General features: G+C 54.0%; 18 protein-coding genes and 3 riboswitches. Of the genes, 12 read left to right on the top strand and 6 right to left on the bottom strand.

What is annotated here, in order from left to right; translation table 11 throughout:
- Positions 1 to 327: 327 nt before the first annotated feature.
- Positions 328 to 1,224, bottom strand: coding sequence for a selenium metabolism-associated LysR family transcriptional regulator (locus PGS25_RS07550; RefSeq protein WP_270418174.1), 897 nt, complete (start codon positions 1,222 to 1,224; stop codon positions 328 to 330).
- A 158-nt stretch (positions 1,225 to 1,382) separates the two neighbouring features.
- Between PGS25_RS07550 and yedE the strand changes: the two genes are divergently transcribed.
- The 3 genes from yedE to PGS25_RS07535 are packed head-to-tail and all read left to right on the top strand — an operon-like array spanning position 1,383 to position 2,962.
- Entirely contained in the window at positions 1,383 to 2,483 is a 1,101-nt protein-coding gene (gene yedE / locus PGS25_RS07545; protein ID WP_270418173.1) for a YedE family putative selenium transporter, read from the top strand.
- Positions 2,484 to 2,504: 21 nt separating this feature from the next.
- Positions 2,505 to 2,726, top strand: coding sequence for a sulfurtransferase TusA family protein (locus PGS25_RS07540; RefSeq protein ID WP_270418172.1), 222 nt, complete (start codon positions 2,505 to 2,507; stop codon positions 2,724 to 2,726).
- Positions 2,726 to 2,962 carry a DUF3343 domain-containing protein gene (locus tag PGS25_RS07535; RefSeq protein WP_118284743.1) on the top strand — a complete coding sequence of 79 codons (237 nt, stop codon included), beginning with the start codon at positions 2,726 to 2,728 and terminating at the stop codon, positions 2,960 to 2,962. The genes PGS25_RS07540 and PGS25_RS07535 overlap by 1 nt, the downstream gene beginning before the upstream one ends.
- A 49-nt stretch (positions 2,963 to 3,011) precedes the next feature.
- Here the strand turns inward: PGS25_RS07535 and PGS25_RS07530 are convergent, their stop codons facing one another.
- From PGS25_RS07530 to PGS25_RS07515, 4 genes are all read right to left on the bottom strand, one after another.
- Positions 3,012 to 3,950: a nuclease-related domain-containing protein gene (locus PGS25_RS07530; RefSeq protein ID WP_270418169.1), complete on the bottom strand. Its 939-nt coding sequence runs from the start codon at positions 3,948 to 3,950 to the stop codon at positions 3,012 to 3,014.
- Between the two features lie 270 nt (positions 3,951 to 4,220).
- Positions 4,221 to 5,045, bottom strand: coding sequence for a TlpA family protein disulfide reductase (locus tag PGS25_RS07525; RefSeq protein ID WP_270418168.1), 825 nt, complete (start codon positions 5,043 to 5,045; stop codon positions 4,221 to 4,223).
- Positions 5,045 to 5,935, bottom strand: a complete 891-nt coding sequence (locus PGS25_RS07520; protein ID WP_270418166.1) for a 4Fe-4S binding protein — start codon at positions 5,933 to 5,935, stop codon at positions 5,045 to 5,047. Before PGS25_RS07520 ends, PGS25_RS07525 begins: the two co-directional genes overlap by 1 nt.
- On the bottom strand, positions 5,928 to 6,071 hold the full coding sequence (locus tag PGS25_RS07515) for a CD1871A family CXXC motif-containing protein (RefSeq protein ID WP_110435619.1): 144 nt from the start codon (positions 6,069 to 6,071) through the stop codon (positions 5,928 to 5,930). Before PGS25_RS07515 ends, PGS25_RS07520 begins: the two co-directional genes overlap by 8 nt.
- A 163-nt stretch (positions 6,072 to 6,234) precedes the next feature.
- Here PGS25_RS07515 and PGS25_RS07510 point away from each other — a divergent pair, with 163 nt between their 5' ends.
- The 9 genes from PGS25_RS07510 (at position 6,235) to PGS25_RS07470 (ending at position 22,385) form a co-directional block, all read left to right on the top strand.
- Positions 6,235 to 6,909 (top strand): response regulator transcription factor, encoded by a 675-nt coding sequence (locus PGS25_RS07510; protein ID WP_270418165.1) that lies wholly within the window; start codon positions 6,235 to 6,237, stop codon positions 6,907 to 6,909.
- Positions 6,906 to 8,057, top strand: a complete 1,152-nt coding sequence (locus PGS25_RS07505) for a sensor histidine kinase (RefSeq protein WP_270418163.1) — start codon at positions 6,906 to 6,908, stop codon at positions 8,055 to 8,057. Before PGS25_RS07510 ends, PGS25_RS07505 begins: the two co-directional genes overlap by 4 nt.
- Positions 8,058 to 8,187: 130 nt before the next feature.
- Entirely contained in the window at positions 8,188 to 10,668 is a 2,481-nt protein-coding gene (locus PGS25_RS07500; RefSeq protein WP_270418162.1) for a helix-turn-helix transcriptional regulator, read from the top strand.
- An 89-nt stretch (positions 10,669 to 10,757) separates the two neighbouring features.
- Entirely contained in the window at positions 10,758 to 11,024 is a 267-nt protein-coding gene (locus PGS25_RS07495; protein WP_270418161.1) for a hypothetical protein, read from the top strand.
- Positions 11,017 to 15,015, top strand: coding sequence for an S-layer homology domain-containing protein (locus tag PGS25_RS07490; protein WP_270418159.1), 3,999 nt, complete (start codon positions 11,017 to 11,019; stop codon positions 15,013 to 15,015). Before PGS25_RS07495 ends, PGS25_RS07490 begins: the two co-directional genes overlap by 8 nt.
- A gap of 276 nt (positions 15,016 to 15,291) precedes the next feature.
- Positions 15,292 to 15,380: riboswitch (cyclic di-GMP riboswitch) on the top strand.
- 15 nt (positions 15,381 to 15,395) lie between these two features.
- On the top strand, positions 15,396 to 16,217 hold the full coding sequence (locus PGS25_RS07485; protein ID WP_270418157.1) for a transglutaminase-like domain-containing protein: 822 nt from the start codon (positions 15,396 to 15,398) through the stop codon (positions 16,215 to 16,217).
- A gap of 278 nt (positions 16,218 to 16,495) precedes the next feature.
- A riboswitch (cyclic di-GMP riboswitch) is annotated at positions 16,496 to 16,587 on the top strand.
- Between the two features lie 139 nt (positions 16,588 to 16,726).
- A riboswitch (cyclic di-GMP riboswitch) is annotated at positions 16,727 to 16,814 on the top strand.
- A 46-nt stretch (positions 16,815 to 16,860) separates the two neighbouring features.
- Positions 16,861 to 19,533: an S-layer homology domain-containing protein gene (locus PGS25_RS07480; protein WP_270418155.1), complete on the top strand. Its 2,673-nt coding sequence runs from the start codon at positions 16,861 to 16,863 to the stop codon at positions 19,531 to 19,533.
- A gap of 255 nt (positions 19,534 to 19,788) precedes the next feature.
- Complete coding sequence (locus PGS25_RS07475; protein ID WP_270383954.1) at positions 19,789 to 21,294, top strand: carbon starvation CstA family protein; 1,506 nt, start codon at positions 19,789 to 19,791, stop codon at positions 21,292 to 21,294.
- 83 nt (positions 21,295 to 21,377) lie between these two features.
- Entirely contained in the window at positions 21,378 to 22,385 is a 1,008-nt protein-coding gene (locus tag PGS25_RS07470; protein WP_270418153.1) for an ATPase P, read from the top strand.
- A 158-nt stretch (positions 22,386 to 22,543) separates the two neighbouring features.
- On the opposite strand, the gene sdaAA is transcribed toward PGS25_RS07470, so the two are convergent.
- Positions 22,544 to 23,413 (bottom strand): L-serine ammonia-lyase, iron-sulfur-dependent, subunit alpha, encoded by an 870-nt coding sequence (gene sdaAA, locus PGS25_RS07465; protein ID WP_270418151.1) that lies wholly within the window; start codon positions 23,411 to 23,413, stop codon positions 22,544 to 22,546.
- Between the last annotated feature and the right edge of the window lie 11 nt (positions 23,414 to 23,424).

Below are 23,424 nucleotides of genomic sequence, written 5' to 3'. Positions count from 1 at the left end.
AATTTCTGGCTTTTTATTAGAAGGTACGAGCATAGCAGGTGCGATCAGTACAATGATTAGATCTGTAATCGAAAGCACCGCAGGAATTTCTCTAAACAAGAAAAAGCCAAATACCATTGCTGCAGCCGGTTCACAGGAACACAGAATGGATGCCTTTCCCGCCTCCATATAATCCGGTGTTGCCTTAAGGAATCCGCTTTGTCCGTTTTGACCTTGCGGATAGAACCGCCGTGTGCCGGTCGGTTCGCACGGTGGTGTGCGAGGTCGGCTTTCTATGCAGGAGAGCCTCCTGCCCGATTGGCTATATCAAACCGGACAGCACGGCTGTCATCCAATCCGATAATACCTTTTCATGAAATCCAGAAAGTGAATAGTCTGCTCGGACATACGCCGTATGGACGGATACACAATGTACAGCCGGCGCAGGAACGCTGACCGTCCGAGGGGAAACAGCAGCAGGCGTCCCTGCTGTGCATCGGTCTGCACAGTTGCGCGCGACAGAATGGAAATGCCCATGCCAAGTGCGATGCACCGCTTGAGCGCTGCCGCGTCATCCATGACGGCGATGACATTCAGTTCATCAAGCGACAGACCGTGATTCTGAAGGAAATACAGTGTTTCCTGCTTGGTGCCCGAGTTGTCCTCGCGCAGCAGGAACGGTTCGCACAGGAGCGCTGTCAGCGGGTCCGGCTGGCTTTGATAGGCACGGAAATGCGGTGTGTTCGGTGCGGCGATTACCAGCTCGTCCGAGGTGACCGGCAGAAATTCGCAGTTGGCCTCTGCGGTCTTTGTGCCGACCAGACCGATATCGCAGGTGCTGTCTGCGACCTTGTTTATCACATCCAGACTGTCCGAGCAGCTGGTGCGGAACCGGATCTCCGGGGCCTTCTCGTGGTACGCTGCCAGCAGCTCGGGCAGCAGATACAGCGACGGCACGGACGATACGCCGATATGCAGCATGGTTTCCTGCTCGTTGGACAGCTCCAGAATGGCTTTGTGCCGCAAATCGAGGATTTCTGCGGCATAATTATACAGCGTCTGACCGGCCGGTGTCACCGAGAGCGTTTTTGTTGTGCGCTTGAGCAGCTGCGTGTGCAGCTCCTTTTCCAGATTGCAGATGTGCGCGCTGACGGTCGGCTGTGACAGGTACAGCTTCTGTGCAGCAAGTGAAAAACTGCGGTACTTCACGGTATAGACATAGGCTTCCAGTTGACGAATATCCATGGGCGGCGCTCCTTTCTTTTTCTTCATTATAGCTGTATTTATAGATTATATCAATAGATTCAATCAGATTATCAATAGAATCGATTTCACATTGAAAACACCGCATGATATACTGAATACAGCATAAAATTCCCTCATTTCACAAAAAGGAGAAAATCATGAAACTGTTTGACAAGACATGGAAGCTGGCAGCGTCCGGTGCGGTGATCGGACTGCTGGTCATGCTTCTGGCAATTTACGGCAACCCTGCCAACATGGCGATCTGCGTTGCCTGCTTCATCCGCGATACAGCGGGTGCGCTCAAGCTGCATACAGCGGCTCCGGTGCAGTATTTCCGCCCGGAGGTCGTCGGCTTTGTCTGCGGCTCGTTCCTGCTGGCGCTGCTGACCAAGGAGTATAAGTCCACCGCCGGTTCCTCGCCGATGGTGCGTTTTATTCTGGGCGCTGCGATGATGATCGGCGCCCTCGTGTTCCTCGGCTGTCCGCTCCGCATGGTACTTCGCATGGCCGCCGGTGACCTGAATGCATGGGTCGCGCTCATCGGCTTTGCAGGCGGCGTGGCGACCGGCTCGTTCTTCCTCAAGAAGGGTTTCTCACTCGGCCGTGCGTATGAGGCCAAGCCGGTCGGCGGCGCCGTTCTGCCGGTTCTGCTGACGGCGCTGCTCGTAATCGGCGTAGCGACCGGCGTTTACGCGGTCAGCACCGAGGGCCCGGGCAGCAAGCATGCGCCGATTATCCTTTCTTTGGTCGTGGCGCTCATTATCGGTGCGCTCGCGCAGAAGAGCCGTATGTGCTTTGCAGGCAGCATCCGCGACCTCATCCTGATGAAGAATTTCGATCTTATCAGCATTATCGCGGCTCTGTTTGCCGTGATGGCGGTCTATAATGTCGCGAACGGCAGCTTTCATCTCGGTTTTTCCGGTCAGCCGATCGCGCATTCCCAGCACCTGTGGAACATTCTTGGCATGTATGTTGTCGGCTTTGCGGCTGTGCTGGCTGGCGGCTGCCCGCTGCGTCAGCTGATTCTGGCAGGCCAGGGCTCGTCTGACAGCGCGGTTACCTTCCTCGGCATGCTGCTCGGCGCGGCATTCGCGCATAACTTCGGTCTGGTCGGCGCGGCTGCCAAGGCGGCAACCGAAACCGAGCCTGCAGTCGCAGGCGGTCCGGCAGCAGCGGGCAAAATCGCCGTGATCGTCTGCATTATCGTGCTGTTTGTCATTGCGGGCACCAATCTGCGCCGCAAAAAGACGGCAAAGTAAGTCGGAAAAGGAGAATTTGCAATGGCTGAATATGTTGAAGTAGATGTTCGCGGCCTGTCCTGCCCGGAGCCGGTTCTGCTGGCGATGGACGCGATGCAGGATCACCCGGGGGAGCTGATCCGTGTGCTCGGTGACGAGGCGCACACCCGCAAGAATATCGAGAAAATGCTCGAGTATGAGAATAAGTCCGGTCAGACGACCGTGCGTCCGGACGGCTGCTTCGAGATCGTTTTTCAGGCGTAATGCGAGAGAAAAAGCCGTATCAGGTGCTCACCTTCCACACCACCGATGCTGCCATGGAGATGGAGTCATTCTGCAAACAGAATGGCATCGCCGGTCGGCTGGTGCCGGTGCCGCGCAGATTGTCCGCCGGATGCGGCATCGCGTGGCGCATGGAAGCCGAAGTTTACGCGCAGTATCAGACGGTTATCGCGGACTGCGGGATTGAGATCGAGCAGAGCGAGGCGTTGGTGTTTTAAGTAACCATAAAGCGGCATGACTTTGATGCAAGTCATGCCGCTTTTCTGTTTATTTGTTTTCGGTTTTCACGATTTTCTTTATAAAATGACATTGAGGAAATCCTGCGCAGCCCCAGAATTTTTCGCCGATATGTGTGCCGCGTCTGGCCTCCCGCATGACAAGCGGCTTGCCGCACTTCGGACAGTATTTTCCCTCCGACGGCGCAGGTGCAGGCTGCTCGGCGGCAGGCTGGTCCTCCAGCTCCTCCTGCTTGAATTTTTCGATATAGGTGATTGGCTTTTCAATGTGCATTTTGTTCAGATAATACTCACCATCTTCTTTCAAATCCTTCATGGAAGATTTCAGCTCACTCGATTCTCTGTTCATCCGCTTAATCGTTTCCACCAACTGATCCGCACGGATAACCTGTTTTTTTACTTCCTGTGGAGCATCTTGGTCATTGATAATCGTTTTAGGATTAGAAAGCACGACCAATCCCTTGAAAAAGTTACTAAACCAGTGATTTCGAAGTGCTGCCATCACCTTACCATGATTTTCGTTGCGACATTCATTCAGCACCTGCAAATGCCGCTGATTCTGCGTAATCGGCGAATAAATTCCCTCTTTATAGTACCGACCGCCGCAGCGAATTGTGCGGATAAAATCGCCCTTGCTGTTGATCTCGATATTGCCGAACAGATTTTTGCACTCCAACACAAAGTTAATCTTTGGAGTCAGTACCAGAAAGTCAATCTGTGCCGAGGCACCGGACACGCTTTCAATATACAAATCGTGCAGCACAACCATATCCATACCGCTGTTTTTCAGCTCAAACAGAATATTATCCTCACCGATAATGCCGGCTTTCACCACGGCAATCTCTTTTGCGATTTTTTTCGCGTTTTCTCCGGTTGCCTTTTCCGCCAGCTCTTCCAGCTGCCGCAGATACTCCTTTGCGTTGCTGGATTCTTTCGCAATCACAACCTCCGGTTTTGAAAACAGTCCCATGTTTATCCCTCGTGTTTCTCTTTTTCCTGCGATTTTCGCTTGTATAATTTTAGTATACCATATAGGAGAAACAAGGAAAAGTTCCGTCCTCAAATTTATCCACAGGTTTGTGCATATCTTCGTGGATAGTTCCGCAGGCACGCAAAAGCCGCAGACGAAAGTCTGCGGCTTTTCTCTTTGGCGTTTACTTGGCTCTGCCAATCTCCGTTGCCTTTTCAACCTCGATCGACTGGAAATTGATATATCTGCAGCGGCAATCACACTCGGGTGTTATTTTCCGTCGTTTGCAATCGCGGTGTCAATATTCTCCTGCAGCTGCTTCATGCTGTTTTCGTTCGTGATGCCGCCGAGTACCGGTTCACCGACGATTTTTCCGTTCCGGTCGATAACATAGGTGGTCGGGAATGACATGATGTTCAGTGCAAACTTGCCTGCCTCGCTGCCGGATGCAAAGGTAATGTTGCGGTAGGATGCCCCCTTGGTCTGCAGAATCTGTTTAGCGGTAGCAATGGCATCCGCATTGTCATCGAGCGTTTCCGTATTGATGCCGATAACCTCGCCGCCCTGCGCCTTGACGGTCTGGTTCAGCTTGTCCAGATCACCAAGTTCAGCCACGCACGGCTTGCAGCCGCTGAACCAGAAATTCACGACGGTGAACGCATTGTCTGCGAACAGGCTGCTGTCCACGGCATTGCCGTCCAGATCCTTGCCCTCGAAGGACGGGAACGTATCACCGGCCGAGGCGGTGTTTGCCTCTGCTGTTTCCGGCGGAAGTTCCTGCAGCTGGTCCTCCAGCTTGCGGACCTTGGCGGCATCGTCGGTCAGCGTCTTGTAGTCCTCGTCCGAGAGCTGGTCCTTGACGTTTTTAATCGCAAGATCGAGGACATCAGCGTAGTTGGTGCTCTGGGTGCTCTGCGACAGATTGTCCTTGTCGAGCGAATTCAGAGCCGTTGTCCACAGCTCCTGGTGCTGGTCGAGGATGGCGTTTTCCTCCGCTATCAGCTCGGAGACGGTTTTTGCCGGTTTGCCGCAGGCGGATGCGCCGAGCAGCAGGCTTACGGACAGGGCAAATGCGATCAGTCGATTCTTTTTCATTAGATAGTTTCTCCTTTGTCAGTCGTTTGGGTTTTATCGCCTAGACCGTAGCGGTAGCAGATAGCACCGGTCGGGCAGGCTTTGATGCACATACCGCAGCGGATACACTCGGCATGATCGGGATTTTTTGTAATATCCACATCCATTTTGCAGGCTTTGGCGCACGCACCGCACGATACGCATTTGTGCGTATCCACCTGCATCCGGAACAGCGAAACGCGGTTCAGCAGCGCATAAAACGCGCCGAGCGGGCACAGCCACTTGCAGAACGGACGGTAAAACAGCACGCTGCACACGATAACGGTCAGCAGAACGGCTGCTTTCCAGGTAAACAGTGCGCCGAGCGCGGCACGGATGCCGGAGTTGACCGCCGCCAGCGGCAGCGCGCCCTCGAGCACCCCCTGCGGACACAGGTACTTGCAGAAGAACGGATCGCCCATGCCGAGTTCGTTTGTGACAAGTACGGGCAGCAGCACCACCATGATCAGCAGCACCGCATATTTCACATAGCGGAGCGGCTTCAGCCTTTTGGTGGACAGCTTAGGCGAGGGGATCTTGTGAAGAAGCTCCTGAAACCAGCCGAACGGGCACAGAAAGCCGCAGATAAACCGTCCGAGCAGCACGCCGAGCAGGATTAAGATACCGGTGATGTAATACGAAAACCGGAACTTCGACGAGCCGACGACTGCCTGAAAGGCGCCGATCGGGCACGCGCCCGCCGCGCCGGGACAGGAATAGCAGTTCAGGCCGGGCACGCAGACGGTCTTGCCGCTTCCCTGATATAGTTTGCCCTGTACAAAATTCGGCAGGTGGATATTGGTCAGCAGGGTGGCTGCCGCCTGTATCCAACCGCGAAAACGGGCTAAAACCGGAATATTTCTCTTATCCAATCCCAACACACTCCATACACAGGCGGATCGCCTTTGATAATACCGTATCGGCTTCGCCTCTCCACAGGCCGAACCCGATCATTGCAATGCCGACTGCCAGCAGGAAGAGCTGGGCGGCGGTTCTGTGCTTCAGCATTGTTATGCCCCTTTCGAAGTTGTTGACACCAGTATACCGCACGGGAGATAAAATCTGTGTTAAGGTGCTAAAAAACAAAAATTTTTTGCAACAGATTTCGTTAACACAAATTTTATCCCTGTCTGGTATAATAAAGGTATGAAAACACAAAGGAGGAAAGCTCATGCGGCTTTTGGTGATAGAGGACGAGCGTGATCTGTGCGAAGATATTGCGAAAAAACTGCGCCTGTCCGGCTATGAGGCGGACACCTGCTTTGACGGAGAAGCGGCGCTAGAGCTGCTGGCGGTAGAGAAATACGATCTGGTGCTGCTCGATCTGAATCTGCCTAAGGTGGACGGTATGACGGTGCTGCGTACCCTGCGGGAGCATGATCAGGAGACCGGCGTGCTCATCCTGTCGGCACGCAGTGAAATATCCGACAAGGTTGACGGACTGGATGCCGGTGCGAACGATTATCTGTCCAAACCGTTCCATTTAGAGGAACTGGAAGCGCGTGTGCGCAGCCTGACGCGCCGCCGATTTGTGCAGCAGGACGTGTGCCTGCGGTGCGGCGGGCTGACGTTTGATACCCGCAGCCGCACGGCCACGGCAGCCGGACAGACGCTTTCGCTCACGCGCAAGGAGAGCGGCATTCTGGAATATCTGCTGCTCAATCGCGGGCGGCCGGTCAGTCAGGAGGAGCTCATCGAGCACGTTTGGGACAGCAGCGTGGACAGCTTCAGCAATTCCATCCGCGTACACATCTCCATGCTGCGAAAAAAACTGCGTGCGGCACTGGGATACGACCCGATCCGCAACAAGATCGGTCAGGGCTATGAGATAGGAGCGGACGAATGAGCAAACGAATCTCTGTGCAGTGGCGCATCACGATATTGACTGCGCTGCTCATCGCGGCGGCGTGCGTGAGCCTGAATCTGCTGCTGTTTTACTCCGGCTCGGACAGCATGGATGCGCTGAACGGCTTTGTGGTGGAGTACAAAACGGGAAACCAGCAGGAAATGACCATTGAGATACCCCAAGAGAATATGCAGGCGTTCTTCAGCGGCTTTTCTCAGCAGGTGAGTGCAGAAAAGGTGCGTTTCGAGCGCATGGGCTGGTGCATCACCGCGCTGGTGACACTGCTGAGCGCCGTCATCGCGTATTTCGTCAGCGGACGGGCGCTCAAGCCGCTGGGCGATTTTGCGCGGCAGACCGGGCAGATCAACGAGGAAAGCCTGACCGACACCCGTCTGTCCGAGGACACGACCGCCGAGTTCCGGCAGCTGAGCCGGTCGGTCAACGCTATGCTCGACCGTCTGGCGCAGTCATTTGACACGCAGCGGCAGTTCACCGGCAATGCGGCGCACGAGCTTCGCACGCCGCTGGCGCTCATACAGACACGGCTCGAGCTTTTTGCGGCGGAGCATCCGCAGATGGATGCCGAAACAGCCGCGCTGCTGCGCTTTGAGCAGGAACAGCTCGAGCGGCTGAGCGCCCTTGTACGCACGCTGCTGGAAATGAGCGACCTGCAATCCGTGCCGCGCACGGACTGCATCGACCTTGCGCCGATGGCCGAGGAAGTGCTGGTCGATCTGACGCCGCTGGCGCAGAAAAACGGCATCACGCTTACGCAGACAGGCGAAAATGTGCAACTCACCGGCAGCGATGTGCTGCTGTATCGGGTGCTGTTCAACCTGACCGAGAACGCCATCAAGTACAACCGCACGGGCGGTTCGGTGGAAGTGTCTGTCGAGCGGGAAGGCGGTCAGGCGGCAATCCGCGTGCGGGATACCGGTCCGGGCATTGCCGAGGAGTACCGCGACAGCATCTTTCAGCCGTTCTTCCGCGTGGACAAGTCGCGCAGCCGCGCGATGGGCGGCGTAGGGCTGGGTCTGGCGCTCGTGCAGGAGATCGTCCGGCTGCACGGCGGCACAGTGCGCGTTGAACAGAGCGCAGATACGGGAACAACAATTCTGGTAACACTGCCGGTTGGAAAAGCGGCTTGACGCTCAAATTGAGGGCATATATGCACGCTGCCTTAACAGTATACACGGTTTACACCCGCTCTGAAATCCCGTATAATTTAGACAGTATAACGGACAGGAGAGCACATTACAGTATTTGGAGGTGCGCGCCGTGCCAAAATCGAAATGGAATCTGAACACGATCTACATATCCGAGCGGCTGCAGGAGAGCCTGCGGCCAATCTCGCGCTGTGCCATGACGACCGTGGTTGCACCCATGGGATACGGCAAAACGACGGCGGTGGAGTGGTATCTCGCGGAACGTGCCGGAGCCGAAGCGCCGTACATTGTGCGCATCAGTGTGTACTCGGGCAATCTTGCGATTTTCTGGAAAAGTGTGCAGGACGCCTTTGCGCGTGCAGGCTTTGCCTTCCTGCGGGAATACGACTGTCCGACCGACGGAGCGAGCGGCGGACTGCTGATCGACGATCTGTGTCATGCGCTGACCGGTGAGAAGTCCTGCTATATTTTTATTGACGATTTTCACCTGCTGACCGACAAACGCGCACCCGGATTCCTGTGTGCGCTGGCCGGACGGCTGCCGCCCAATGTTCATCTGATTTTAGTCAGCCGTGACCTGTTTCTGCCGGCGGCAGAGCTTGTCCGGCTGGGCGGAAAGGTGTACCAGATCGGCACGGCGCAACTTCGGCTTAACCATACCGAGCTGGCGGTCTATACCAAGCGGTGCGGAACCGCGCTTTCCGATGAGCAGATAGATACGCTGCTGTATTACAGCGAGGGCTGGTTTTCGGCGGTTTATCTGAATCTGCGGATGTTTTCCGAGCACGGTGTGCTGCCGGACCCGAATTCGGATATTTCCTCTATCTTTACGGCTGCGATGATTGATCCGCTGCCCGAAAAACAGCGGGAATTCCTTGCGGTGATGGGACTTGCCGACGAATTTACGGTCGAAATGGCGCAGTTTGTCATGGCAGACGCGCACGCCGAGGACCTGCTTGCCGCGCTGACCGGGCAGAATGCGTTTGTCAAGCGTCTGCCGGACGGCGCGACCTACCGGTTTCATCATATGATGAAGGAATGCGCGCTGCACACCTTCCTGTCCATGCCGAAGGAGCGGCAGACCGTCTACCGCGGGCGGCTCGGCATCTGGTATGAGGATCACCGGCTGTATCTGCATGCCATGACCGAGTACCGGCAAAACGGCGATTACGATGCGATGCTGCGCACGCTGCAGAAGGATGCAGGCATTCTGCTTTCCTCGCTGCACCCGAAGGCAGTGCTGGCAGCACTGGACGAATGCCCGGCAGCTGTGCTCGCAAGCCATCCGCTGGCGATTCTGGTGCTGATGCGGAGTATGTTCAACTGGCGCAATATTCCGAAAATGCTGGAGCTGAAGGAGCTGCTGCTGACGGCGATTTCCGAAAATACAGCGCTTTCCGCACAGGAAAAAGGCGATTTGCGGGGAGAATGCGACCTGATCATGAGCTTCCTCTGCTACAACGATATCAGCGCCATGAGCCGCCTGCACCGGAGTGCCAGCGCGCAGATGTCGCGGAAGGCGATCAGCATCCAGTCCGGCGGCGGCTGGACCTTCGGCTCGCCGTCCGTGCTGATGATGTTTTACCGCGCACCGGGCGAGCTGCAGAGCGAGCTTGCTGAGATGGATGAGTGCATGCCGCACTATTATAAAATCACCGGAAATCACGGTCAGGGTGCCGAGACCATCATGCGTGCCGAGGCGGCGTTTCTGCAGGGACGCTTAACGGATGCACATATCGAACTCGAAAGCGCGTATGCCCGGATTCAGGACAACGGGCAGGTCAATATGGCGCTGTGCTGTGATTTTCTGGCGTGGCGGCTGTCGCTGTTTGCGGAGATGAAGTATCACTGCACGCTTGCCGAGCGGCACGCGGAGCTGCTGCGGCAGCACAATGCTTCCTGGCTGAACCTATGGAACGCGATTGCGGCGTATTATTACGCTTTGCTTGGCAAAACCGACAAGATTCCGGAGGTTTTCCGCGCGCACAGGCTTTCAACTGTGCATACACTTGCACCGGGCAAGCCGATGATCGAGATGATCGAAAATCAGGTCGGTCTGGCGCAGGGCGACTACGCCCGTGTTGTCGGCCGGAGCGAAAGACTGCTTGCTGTGTGCGAAGGCATGCACTATGCACTGGTCGCGATGCATATCCGAATCCAGACGGCAGCGGCGTATGAAATGCTGGGTAAGCATGCGGAGGCACAGGCGCAGCTCGATCAGGCACTGACCGACGCGGAACCGGACGGCTTTGTCATTCCGTTTGCGGAGAATTATCGCTATCTCAAGCCATTGCTGGCAGAGCGGCTGCAAACCGGAACGGTTGCGCAGATCATCGAACTGGGAGAAGCCGCAGAGCGGCGAAAGGCCGGATTTGACCGTCCGGAAGCCCTGTCGGCGCTGACCGAGCGGGAATATGAGATTGTCCGGCTGATGGCACAGCGGCTGAACAACCGCGAGATTGCGGAAAAGCTGTATCTGTCCGAGGGCAGTATCCGGCAGTATGTGAATCAAATTTACACCAAACTGCAGATAGCAGGAGAGCCGCGCGCAAAGCGCAAGCTGCTGCTCGACCTGCTTGCGGATAAAAACTAACAACTTGTGAATGGTTTTTTTGAAAGGTTCACCGTATCCTATAGGTACGGTGAACCTTTTATTTTGTGTAAGCGAGAGGAGGTACGTATTTGGACCGGAAATACATTCAGTCAGTCAAGCCGCTGACCGACCACGTTCTGCAGGTCGATTTCGTCTCCGGCAGCCGCCTGCTGCTGGATATGAAGCCTTATCTGGATAAATTCCGATTCCGGTCACTTTCCGACCCGCAGGTGTGGAACAGCGCGGTGACAAACGGTATTTTTGTCCGCTTTGGCGATGTGGAGATGAGCCATAACGAGCTGTTTTCCATGGCCGAGCAGGAACACCACAGAAAAGGAGGAAAATGGCATGAGTAAAAAGCGGTTTATATGGCAGAGAAGGTTGAGCACAGGATTGTCTGTGCTGCTGTGCCTGAGCATGCTGCCGGTGGCAGCGCTGGCGGAGGAGCCGGACGGCAGTGAAGATGCGGCCCGGAACACTGTCGTTGAGAAGGTCGATACCGAGATTATCGAAAACACGACTGACAATGACGCTGTCGTCGAGGATGCCATCGTTGAAAACGCAGTTATTGAGAACGATGCTGTGGAGAGCAGCGATGATGCGGATGTGGACGCACAGGACATTGACGTTCAGGACATAGACGCGGATGCTGTTAATGTTCAGGCTGTTGCCGCAGAACACGCTCATCCGATTTGCGGCAGCGGGGACACCTGCACAGACCCGAATCATGCCAGCCACGAGGTTATCACGGACTGGCAGCCGATTGGCAGTGAAAGTGAGCTATCGGAAACAACAGCGAACGGACACTACTATTTAACGGCTAATGTTGTTATTGATGAGTATTGGCGGTGTCACAACAGTATTGTACTGTGTCTGAATGGTCATACCATCACTTTTCTGGAGGCAAAGGACAGCACGACGAACGGCGGTGTTACAATCACAAGCGATACAACTTTCACGCTTTGTGACTGCTCGAAAAAACAGACCGGTAAAATCACCGGTTCTACCCGCAGTGGTGTAAATGTAAGTGGAAGTACAGCAATCTTCAATATGTACGGCGGTAAAATTACCGGAAACAGCCATAAAGGTACTAATACTGATTCGAATGCTTATGGCGGCGGCGTTCGGGTAAGGAGCAAGGGTGCTTTCAATATGTATGGCGGTGAAATTTCCGGTAATACTTGTGCTGGTAGATATTATTCCTATGGCGGCGGTGTCTGCGTTGAAGATAAAGGTTCTATCTTCAATATGTACGGCGGAAAAATCACCGAAAACACAGCCAAGAATGGCAGCGATGTTGCTTTGTATAGGTATGGCCGTATGTGCCTTTCCGGTGCACCGATCCTTGGCGATATCTACTTGGTTCACTTAGATATCGACGGCATTGATGTAGGAGAAGGCGGCTTAGCTGAAAATACGACCTATCAGATCAACTTTGCTGGAATGGAATCCCCCGATACGGTTTTCCACTGCATCGGTACGATGAGCAAGGAGGATGCCGGTCATTTCCCGGCACCCAGCGGAGCAAAATATGACCGGGGAGACCCCTGGAGCGCGTGGTATAACGGAGAACAGCTCTTTTTCGTGCGTGAAAGCGCCAAACACCAGGGCGGCATTCATCCGATATGCGGAGACGGTGCAGCCTGCACAGCTCCGGATCATACAGAAAATCACGAAAATATAGCCTGGACACCGGTCGAGTATATCCATACAGAGACTCACGGAACCGAAGAATGGATAGAACCGGGAAACTATTACCTGACCAAGGATACAATCCTTGCCAATAGTGCCTATTCAAGAAAGATCGTCGTCACCGGAGACGTGCAGATCTGCCTGAACGGTCATACGCTGAAATACAGGCCTCGGACGACCGATACAGCAGGTCTTTACCGTATTTATCTGAGAGACGGCGCCAGCTTCTCTATCTGCGACTGCTCGAAGGGACAAAACGGCAAGATCGTTCAGATTTCGGATGACGGGAAATCGTATTCGGCACTGTTCCAATGCCTGCGGAACAGCACGCTCAATCTCTTTGGCGGCGAAATCAGCGGCGGCGGCAGCAGCAAGGTGCCGACTAACACTGCCTATCCGGGCGCAGTAAAGCTGTATGGCGGTACATTTAATATGTACGGCGGTAAGATTACGAACTGTACGACAAATGCACAGTCGGTTATTGATGTAGACAGCTCCAGCACCAGTGGACTTTATAAGGGGCAGCCTAATGTTCCGGGTGTATTTAATATGTACGGCGGTGAAATCAGCGGCAACAAAATGACGCCGTATAAAGGTCAGCACAATACCGCCGCGATTGATGCAACCTACAATAATGTTAATATCTATGGGGGAAAAATCTGCAATAACACCGCTGTCGGAAATGACAATGTGGCGCATGGTATAGATGTGATTTGGAGCGATCTTACCATCGGTGGCGGCGAAATTACTGGCAACAGCGGCTATGGCGTATGGATGACGAATAAAACACCGGCAACTGCTCTGTCCGGCGGCAAGATAACCGGCAATACAAAGGGAAACTTCTGTTTTGCATTCCAGCGGACGAGCGGTTATGTTTCCTCTACTGCTGTTCTGGATGAAAATATGGCACCCGACACTAACATCGGCATTACCATATCTCCTTTGGAGACCGACAAAGCATCGTATACCCTGTCTGAAGCCTGCGATACGGATAACAGCCGCTTTTTCTACTCGGATATGGCTGGTTATGCCGTAGTCTATGATGAGGAAAGCAAAACCCTGCAGCTGCAGAAGGGCACGGCGCTCACCGGAACGCTCGAGATCAACGGAGCTGCGAAGTTTGGACAGGAACTAACGGTTATGCTGGGCGGTACAAACAACTCCGGCACACTGACCTATAAGTGGTATCGCAGCGGTGAAAATGCGCTGATTGCAACCGATACTGACAAGTACACGCTGACGGCGGTTGATATCGGCAAGACCATCACCGTGATTGTGAAAAGCAGTGCGGAACTCGGTTCGGTGACTGCTGTTACCACGGTGGTGGAAAAAGCAGATGGTCCTGCGGCTCCGGCTGCATTTACCCTCGGTTTTACGCTCAATGAGGACGAAAAGACCTTCACAGCGACCATTCCGGAGGTGGAAAATGCGGAGTACAGCTTCGACGGGAAACAATATTCCGCAGTCAACACCAAGACGGACTGTGCGCCGAACACGGAATATACCGGCTATGTGCGAATCCCGGGAACCGATACGCAGAAGGCAAGTGCGGTGACCAGCAGCACGCAGACCGCTCCAAAGCTGACCGTTGCAGCACCGGTCTTCAAGCCGGACGGCACGACCAGCTTCCGCGGTACGCAGACGGTGGAGATTTCCTGCGCAACACCCGGTGCTTCCATTTATTACACGACGGATGGCACAACACCGACCAGCAGCGGCACGGCTTACAGCGGTGCGATCAGCCTGACCGCTACCACCACGATCAAGGCGATTGCGGTCAAGACAGACATGAATGACAGTGCCGTTACCGCAGCAACCTTTACCAGACGTTCGTCCTCCGGCGGTGGCGGAGGAGGCGGCGGCTTATCCGCACCCAGCTATTCGGTATCCGTAGATGATGTAAAGCACGGCACTGTCACCGTATCTCCCGAGTCTGCCTCCAAGGGCGACACTGTGACCATCACGGCAACCCCCGACAAGGGCTACGTTCTTGAAAGCCTGACCGTGCTGGACAAGGACGGCAAGGCGCTCACGCTGACCGACAAGGGCAGCGGCAAGTACATCTTCGTCATGCCGGCGGGCAAGATCACGGTGAAGGCAGTCTTTATGGATGACAACACCATGCTCAACTTCTTCACCGACGTTCACGCGGAGGATTACTACTATGACGCAGTCCTCTGGGCGGCGCAGAAGGGCATTACCGGCGGTATGAGCGACACGCTGTTCGCTCCGAACGCTGCCTGCACCAGAGCGCAGATTGTAACCTTCCTGTGGCGCGCGGCGGGTTCGCCTGAACCGAAGGCGCTGAGCAGCTTCGCGGATGTTCCGGCAGATGCATACTACGCCAAGGCGGTTGCGTGGGCGGTTGAGAACGGCATTACCGAGGGCACGAGCGATACAGCGTTTGCACCCGGCACCATCTGTACCCGTGCTCACGGCGTTACCTTCCTGTATCGTGCGGCCAAGGCGACGGCTTCGGTCGGTGCATCGGCATTTACCGATGTGGCCGACAGCGCCTACTACGCCGATGCGGTCAAGTGGGCAACTGAGCAGGGCATTACCAAGGGCGTTAGCAGCACACTGTTCGGTCCGGATGAGACCTGCACCCGTGCACAGATCGTCACGTTCCTGTACAGACTGTACGGCAGCAAATAAGCAAATCAACCGATAAACAGACGGCGGCAGGGGAATACCCCTGCCGCCGTCTGTTTACCGATTTTTTGCCGCTATCTCATGCTGTGGAGCGAGCTGCATTCCCGGACAAACCGCTGCAATAAGAGCGGGGAAATCGGGAAAAATGTCATATTTTCGGTAAATCTGCGGCGATGTGTCATAATTTCTTCTTTTTTTGTCAAACCCTGTTGACAAAACGCGATAGATGCGCTATAGTGAGGATAAAAGAAGATGATGCAGTCGCTTTGACCGCATCTCAAACGATAATAGCAAACCCACCGAAAGGTGGCGACGCAAAGCTATAGGGCCTTACCCCTCATCGAGAGGGCTGGCAGCCAGTTACCGAAAGGAGATCGCCGGATATGAAGCGGCTTTTTCGTATTGTATGCGCAGTTTTTGCAGCAACTGCCCTCTCGATGGGCGTTACCGCAGCAGCAGTAAATGATGTTGTGGATATGAGTAATTCCACCCACGGTTATGTTACCGTAAACTACTCCTCGAGTGCAAGACTCAAGGTTGGTATTCAGTACAACAGCGGCAAGACCGTATTCTATGATTGCCCGAGTGGCAAGGATGCTTCCTTCTCTCTCGATAAGGGCAACGGCAAGTACACCGTAACGCTGTACCGCAACGTTTCCGGTACGTCTTATCAGCAGGTCGAGTCCAAGTCCATGAACGTAACCGTTAAGGACAGCTACGCCCCGTATCTGGTCTCCACTTCCGAGGTTCAGTTTTCCAAGGGCGACACGGTATCCGCTAAGGCTGCTGAACTCTGCAAGAACGCCAAGACCGACGAGGCTAAGGTTATCGCCATCTACAACTACATGGCAAGCCGTTATACTTATAATAACAAGCTGGCGAATGAGATCACCAGCGGCAAGATCACCAAGTACATCCCGGATACCGCCGCTACCCTGAAGGGCACCACCGGTATCTGCTACGATTTCTCCTCGCTGTTTGCAGCAATGTGCCGCAGCCAGGGCATCCCGTGCGCACTGACCAAGGGCTACGCCGGCTCCAGCTACCACGCTTGGAACAAGGTAAACCTGAACGGCAAGTGGTATCAGATCGACCTGACCTATGCGGTTACCCGCAGCGTGAAGAACGCAAAAACCCTGCATGACTGTGTATCTCCGCTGACCTACACCAACACCAGCGATGCGCTTGCAGTAGCTGCGGCTTAACACGTTTCCGTTTTACTTTGTATGCAAATGGTCCTGATTGGATGCGTTTATGTTCGATCAGCGGCGATTTATTGCATAAAAAATCGATTCCGGATTGAAATCTCTCTTCACTTTTTACAGTATTTGTTTGTTATTCGCGGGCATTTATGGTATACTGAAGAAGAGGATCCGGAGGATTTCTGTCCTGCGCAGGCAAAGGACTGTGTATGCAGTCCGGCGTATCTGCCGACAGAAAAGATCGTAAAATTCTGTGCATGACTTCCGTAAAGGGATACAGGTACAGACAAAGGCACAGCCGGTGAAAACCGGTGTCGCAAAGCCAGATGGGCCTAAACGGAGTTTTTTCTCCGCATGGCAGCCGGTTGCCAAAGGTACTTTGTTACCCCCTTGCAGAGCTATGCGCGCTGTAAAGGGGGTATTTTATTTGGAGACTGAACAACCATTCTGCGTTGCCAACAGCCATTTCAAAAAGAACCAACCATCTGTGCTACTCGGTAAGGAGTAAGTTGTACAGACAAGGGCACCACCGGTGAAAGCCGGTCTCGCAAAGCCAAGGGCCTAAACGGAAGGTATTCCGCATGGCAGCCGGTTTCCTAATGCAGCTTCTTCATAGTAGTCTTTTACTATTGAAGGAGGGGTTTTCATGATGAAAACAGGAAAAAATAATCGATTCTTAGCCAGCATTCTGGCGGCATCCATGATGCTGACGATGTCTCCGTTCGCATTTGCAGCAGCGGATACAGCGGAGCAGAAAGAAATGACAACGCAGGAGCAGGTTCAGCCTGCCACCCAAAATGAAACGAACGCAAATCCCACGGTGTCTCAGACGGAAGATCAGTCTCCTAAGGACACAAACTCCGAAGCGCCTAAGACGGAAAGTCAGTCTCCTAAGGACACAAATTCCGAGGGCGGTCAGCCTTCTAAGGACGTAAAACTTGCAGTTAAGGACACCACTGCAGAAGGTAGCACATCCGCATCGAAGACTTCGGCAGAATCGGAGAACCCGACAGAATCGGAGACTCCGGCAGAACCGGAAACACCGAAAAACGCTGCAAAGATCGGCGAGAAAGAGTATCCGACTGTTGCTGACGCGATTGCTGATGCACAGCAGGACGACACCATCGTTCTGCTCCGTGATGTTACGGAAAATATCACCATCAATAAGTCTCTGACGCTCGACCTCGGCGGGTTTACGCTGTCGGGTGATGGCACGAAAACTGTAGTGGCTATCGCCGGCCAGGAAATAAAGGTAACCGTTAAAAACGGTACGATCACCGGCGGCAAATCCACGTATGGCGGCGGTGTAAACATTCAAAATGTTGCGGGTACTGTTACACTGGATAACTGTACACTTACAAAGAATGAAGCATCCAATGCTGGTGGCGGAGTTTACATCGCTTCTTCTGGATCTGTAAGAATTAAAAATGGTAAAATTACTGAAAACAACGCTGTCAATAGCGGTGCAGGAATTTATGTTACATGTGGTGTAGATAAGGAAAAAGATGGTGAACTATCGTGCGTATTAGATGGTGTTAAGATCGAAACTAACACTTCTAACAGCACCGGTGGCGGCATCGTTGCTTCTGGCAATCATCCTGATAAAGCAATGGTAACGGTGAAAATGGAAGATGGTACATCCATTTCCCATAACACAGCAAAGACATCACTGGATGGATATGGTGGTGGCGGCGTTTATATTACGGGTTCTGCCACTAGGTTCATCATGAACGGCGGCACAATCTCTGATAATGAAGCGTTATGTGGCGCGGGCATCCACTCGGCTACTCGTGATGGCTTAGAAATCAATGGCGGCTCTATTGTTGATAATATCGCCACTGGCGATGGCGGCGGTATTTATGTTAGAAGGTATGCGTTCAAGAATAAATATGATAAGTTGCTTGTAGCAAATAGAGCAATCGTATCCAATAACAAAGCTAAGAAAAATGGCGGAGGTCTTTGGATTGGCGATAATTTGAATGCAACCATCGAAAAAGGCAGTCAGGTATATAACAATCGGGCAGACATTATGGGAGATGACATTTATTTTAGCGGTACTAACAGCACATTGAATCTTCCAGAAGCAACAGAAATGAGCGGCGACCTGATTCTGTCCTCTGACAACGTTCCGATTACCGATTGGTATTATGACGGTTTTAAGGATGCAAATACCAGACATCGCTGGGGCGAAAAATACAGTGAACTGGATATCGATGCAACGGTGGCTAACGGAGCACTGACTTATAAAACCGGAATATATTATGAAATCTTTAAACCGGTAGAGAATTTTAAAGGTACGATTGCGCTGAAAGCTGCACATGCTCAACTGTTTACTCTTACCTATAACGTAACAGGTGATCTTCCGGAAGGTTATACCGCACCTACTGCACAGAGTATGCTGGTTGGCAGCAAATACACCGTTGCAGAGGTTCCGGCCAGCGTGTCCGGCTCGAAGGACGGCGTGAACGGTACATTCTCTTTCAACGGCTGGAAAAAGGATGACGGCACGGTTCTGACCGGCGAGCAGCAGCTGACCGCAGACCTTACGCTGCACGGCGTATGGACCTTTACGAAAAAATCCTCCGGCGGCGGTGGCGGCGGCAGCCACAAGCCCACCGTTACCATTCCGGATGATGTACCGACCGGTCTGAACGGCGATGACCACTATGCTTACATTGTAGGCTATCCGGACAGCACCGTTCGTCCGCAGAACGGCATTACCCGCGCTGAGGTAGCAACCATCTTCTTCCGTCTGCTGACCGACGAGACCCGCAATGCAAACTCCACCAAGTCCAACAGCTACTCCGACGTAGCAGCCGGCGCATGGTACAACCACGCTGTTTCTACGCTGAGTGCTATGGGCATCGTAAAGGGCGACAGCCAGGGCAAGTTCAATCCGAATGCGCCGATCACCCGTGCGGAGTTCGCTGCTATCGCAGCTCGTTTTGACGACAAGGCCAACACGACCGCTGTTGACTTCAGCGACATTGCATCCCACTGGGCAAAGGACGAAATCAGCGCCGCTGCCAACAACGGCTGGATCAACGGTTATACCGACGGCACCTTCCGTCCGAATAACAAGATCACCCGTGCTGAGGCGATGACGCTCGTAAACCGCGTTCTCAAGCGTCTTCCGGAGACGGCAGAGGACCTGCACAACGACATGATCGAGTGGAGCGACAACTCCGATACTTCCGCATGGTATTACCTGGCCGTACAGGAGGCTACGAACAGCCACTATTACGACCTCAAGGCAAACAAGCACGAGAAGTGGAGCAAGCTGCGCGAAACTCGTGACTGGACCGAACTGGAAAAGTAAATACTTTCCTGTAAGGGCGAACGAATCCCCCGGCCATTGGTCGGGGGATTTTATTGCTCTGATAGTTTTTTCTAAAGGAAACAAATTTCGGCAAATTTTTCTTGTCAAAATTATAACATATTGCCCTTGTGATTTTTATATCATAGGTTCATAATAGGGATTGCCGAAAGGGAAAAGAGGAATGAAAAAGTAGGCTTTTCGGTGATTTTTATGCGAAAGTCATGCTTTCGCAGCCGGTATAGAGGAGGAGATAATATGATCAGCTTTATCGTATGCTTATTATTATTGATCACCGGCTATCTTACTTATGGTAAAATTGTAGACAAAACCTTTGGCCCGGATGACCGGGAAACGCCGGCAGTTCGCATTAACGATGGCGTTGACTATGTTGTCATGCCGCAGTGGAAGCTGTTTCTGGTACAGCTGCTGAACATCGCCGGCCTTGGCCCGATCTTCGGCGCACTGCAGGGCGCTCTATGGGGTCCGGTCGTATTCCTGTGGATCACATTCGGTACCATTTTTGCCGGCGGCGTACACGATTATTTCTCCGGCATGATCAGTGAGCGAAACGACGGTGCCTCCATCGCAGAGGTTACCGGAAAGTACCTCGGTCACACCATGCAGAATATCATGCGTGTGTTCTCGGTCGTACTGCTGATCATGGTCGGCACGGTATTTGCAGTCGGTCCGGCCGGTCTGATCGTTACGCTGTGCAAGAACAACGGTATGTCCGGTATGCTTTCGACCACGCTGTTCTGGCTGATCGTCATCCTGGTTTACTACTTTATTGCAACCTTTATTTCGATTGATAAGATCATCGGCAAGGTATACCCGCTGTTCGGCATGTGTCTGATCATCATGGCGGTCGGTGTTATCATCGGTATCTTCACCAACCCGAATTACACCATTCCGGAGATTTGGTCTCACCTGTACAATATGCATCCGTCCGGCACGCCGATTTGGAGCTTCATGTTCATCACGGTTGCATGCGGTGCAATTTCCGGCTTCCATTCCACGCAGTCGCCGCTGATGGCGCGCTGCATGAAAAACGAGAAGCAGGGTCACTTCGTATTCTACGGTGCAATGGTAGCCGAAGGTATTATCGCACTGATCTGGGCGGCAGCTGGCTGTGCTCTGTATGAGGTCACCGGCGGTCTCAACACCGGTCTGGCGGAAGCGCTGGCAGGCGGTCAGTCCGCAGCGATCTACGATGTATGCTCCAAGACCATGGGCGGCGTTGGTATTGCTCTGGCCATGATCGGCGTTGTTATCTGCCCGATCACTTCCGGTGATACCGCATTCCGTTCCGCTCGTCTGACACTGTCCGACTGGTTCCACATGGATCAGAGTTCGTACGCAAACCGCCTGAAGCTGTGCATCCCGGTACTCGGTATCGGCGCTATCCTCGGCATCGGCAATGCAACCGGTCTGATCGACTACACGGTTATCTGGCGTTACTTCAGCTGGACCAACCAGACGCTCGCTATGATCGTTCTGTGGGCAGCAGCTATGTACCTGTTTACCGAAAAGAAGAACTTCTGGATTGCAGCTGTTCCGGCTACGTTCATGAGTGCAGTTTCCTGCACCTATTTCATCCTTGCACCGGAGTGCCTCGGCAGCCTGCTGAACAGCAAGACAGCGGACGGCACGGTAATTTACAATACCGCAGTGGCGTACCCGATCGGTATTGTATTCGCGGCACTGCTGCTCGCACTGTTCATTCGTGCGACCAAGAAGCGCAGCGCAAAGAAATCTGCTTGAATATAATAGCATTGCTGCAGCCGGCCGTTCCTTTGTGCGGTCGGCTGCGGCCATCCATAACGATAATTGCGGGGTGACGGAAAATGTTGAAACCTTATCCGCTCAGCGCGGGACGTATTGATGATGCGTCGCTTGCTGAGGATAAAAAAACCTGTCGGAAAATCGGTCCGTGCGGCATCGGCAAGCATGCCCTCTATTTGAACAGCTTTTTTATTGACCGGCGGTATTATGTTCCGTTTTCCATGGTAACGCGTGTGTACAAGCGCGTTGCGATGAGCAAGGGCGGCTTTTCCGGCAAGGGCATTTTCGCCACGCTGTCCTATCTGGTCGTGGAGTTCGACGGCGGACAGAAGGTGTGCAATTTCAAGTATGAGCAGCAGGTCGATGAGTTTCTGAGCGTTATCCGAGCTGAGCATCCGTCTATTCCGTGTGTCAGTGCGGCGGCAGAGCAGCGCATTGCCGAGGAGAAGACCCGCCGGGAGGAAGAGGAGCGCAATCGTCCGCCGATGAGCGCACAGGCGGAGAAAACCATGCAGGCACTCGATAACGCAATCGACTATCTGGAGCGCCGTCCTGAGCTGGCCGAACGACTGAGCGCAGCCGCAAAACGCCGCCGGAACTTTCAGTGTACGAACGGCAGCTACCGCTGGGCCGCTATGGCGATCACATTGCTGGGATTTGCGGCGCTGGCTTACGGTATCGTTTCCTTCGTGCGTCACGGCTCGTTCTCGATTTATTTTACGCTGTTCGGCCTTGCCGCGATATTCACGTTTGCAGGCTTCAGCGTCCTGCCGACAGCACGCAACAACCGTGCCTCTATCATGCAGAATGATGCACAGGCACAGGAGAAAATGCAGGCTTACCTTGCGGACTATCTGAATTTCCCGCTGCCGGCCCGCTATGCACATCCGGTTGTGCTGCGCCGCATGCAGCGTGCCGTCATGGATGGCCGCGCAGTGACCGCTGCGCAGGCGCTCGACGTTGTGAAGGCTGACCTGAAGGCGCTGAATGCGGATGTCACCGTCTCGCAGGAGGAATACGATGAGGTTGTCGCCATCAAGTCCATGTTCCTCAATGCGGAGTATCAGTAACAATCAGATGATACAACTATCCCTCCCGATTACTGCCCGGGAGGGATAGTTCGATTTGGGCGGTTCTGCTTTCATGATAAGAGCTTATTCTGTAAGCGAAAAGGACATTCCCGAGGGGTGGGAATGTCCTGCGAAAAAGAGTATCGATATGATCTGATTTAAGAGCACAGTCCGCATTTCGCACATGCAGACGGTGTGGCAGCGCAACCGCCGAGGGCAGTCTCGCGCAGCTCGATGGGGATGCGGCGGCCGACCGCGTACATGGTATCGAGCATTTCATCGAACGGGATAAACTGGTGAATGCCCGCGAGCGAGAGCTCAGCGGCAACGAGCGCGTTGGCCACGCCTGCCGCGTTGCGGTTCTGGCACGGATACTCGACCAGTCCGCCGACCGGGTCGCAGACCAGACCGAGCATGTTCATCAGCACGGTGGAGGCCGCGTCAAGACACTGCTCAGGCTTGCCGCCCATCAGTTCGACAGCCGCGCTGGCCGCCATCGCGGATGCGATGCCGACCTCAGCCTGACAGCCGCCGACCGCGCCTGCAACGGTTGCGTTGCGCATGGCAAGGTAGCCGATCGCACCGGCGTTGAACAGGCCGTCGATCAGCCGTTCGTCCGAGATGTTGTAGCGGTCCTGCAGGGCAAACAGCATGCCCGGCAGAACACCGGCGCTGCCTGCGGTCGGCGCGGCCACGATAAGGCCCATCGAGGCGTTGACCTCGAGCACGGCCATCGCGTACTGCGCCGCCTTGTGCAGTACATCCCCGCAGATGGAGCGGCCTTTGGCCGCGTGCTGCGCCAGCTTTTTTGCTTCGCCGCCAATCAGGCCGCCCATGGACTTGACCGGCGTTTTGAGCGGTGTCAGCGCGGATGAGCGCATGATTTCGAGTGCCCTCTTCATACGGTGCGTGACCTCATCACGTGTGGTTTCGCCCAGCTGGCACTCGCGGCGGCGCATGATCTCGGAGATGGGGAGCTGCTGCTGCGTGCAGAGTGCAAGCAGCTCGGATGCGTTTTTGAAATCCATAATCTGCTCTC

The sequence above is a fragment of the Butyricicoccus sp. AM78-15b2TA genome (assembly GCF_027665985.1).
Classification (GTDB): Bacteria; Bacillota; Clostridia; order Oscillospirales; family Butyricicoccaceae; genus Agathobaculum; species Agathobaculum butyriciproducens.
Note: the sequence above shows the minus strand (reverse complement) of the source record. Positions and strands in the feature narration are given on the sequence as shown.

Bases quoted from the DNA above. Each gene is read 5' to 3' on its own strand.
- PGS25_RS07550 (WP_270418174.1), bottom strand. From the start codon at position 1,224: ATGGATATTCGTCAACTGGAAGCCTATGTCTATACCGTGAAGTACCGC.
- yedE (WP_270418173.1), top strand. From the start codon at position 1,383: ATGAAACTGTTTGACAAGACATGGAAGCTGGCAGCGTCCGGTGCGGTG.
- PGS25_RS07540 (WP_270418172.1), top strand. From the start codon at position 2,505: ATGGCTGAATATGTTGAAGTAGATGTTCGCGGCCTGTCCTGCCCGGAG.
- PGS25_RS07535 (WP_118284743.1), top strand. From the start codon at position 2,726: ATGCGAGAGAAAAAGCCGTATCAGGTGCTCACCTTCCACACCACCGAT.
- PGS25_RS07530 (WP_270418169.1), bottom strand. From the start codon at position 3,950: ATGGGACTGTTTTCAAAACCGGAGGTTGTGATTGCGAAAGAATCCAGC.
- PGS25_RS07525 (WP_270418168.1), bottom strand. From the start codon at position 5,045: ATGAAAAAGAATCGACTGATCGCATTTGCCCTGTCCGTAAGCCTGCTG.
- PGS25_RS07515 (WP_110435619.1), bottom strand. From the start codon at position 6,071: ATGCTGAAGCACAGAACCGCCGCCCAGCTCTTCCTGCTGGCAGTCGGC.
- PGS25_RS07510 (WP_270418165.1), top strand. From the start codon at position 6,235: ATGCGGCTTTTGGTGATAGAGGACGAGCGTGATCTGTGCGAAGATATT.
- PGS25_RS07505 (WP_270418163.1), top strand. From the start codon at position 6,906: ATGAGCAAACGAATCTCTGTGCAGTGGCGCATCACGATATTGACTGCG.
- PGS25_RS07490 (WP_270418159.1), top strand. From the start codon at position 11,017: ATGAGTAAAAAGCGGTTTATATGGCAGAGAAGGTTGAGCACAGGATTG.
- PGS25_RS07485 (WP_270418157.1), top strand. From the start codon at position 15,396: ATGAAGCGGCTTTTTCGTATTGTATGCGCAGTTTTTGCAGCAACTGCC.
- PGS25_RS07480 (WP_270418155.1), top strand. From the start codon at position 16,861: ATGATGAAAACAGGAAAAAATAATCGATTCTTAGCCAGCATTCTGGCG.
- PGS25_RS07475 (WP_270383954.1), top strand. From the start codon at position 19,789: ATGATCAGCTTTATCGTATGCTTATTATTATTGATCACCGGCTATCTT.
- PGS25_RS07470 (WP_270418153.1), top strand. From the start codon at position 21,378: ATGTTGAAACCTTATCCGCTCAGCGCGGGACGTATTGATGATGCGTCG.
- sdaAA (WP_270418151.1), bottom strand. From the start codon at position 23,413: ATGGATTTCAAAAACGCATCCGAGCTGCTTGCACTCTGCACGCAGCAG.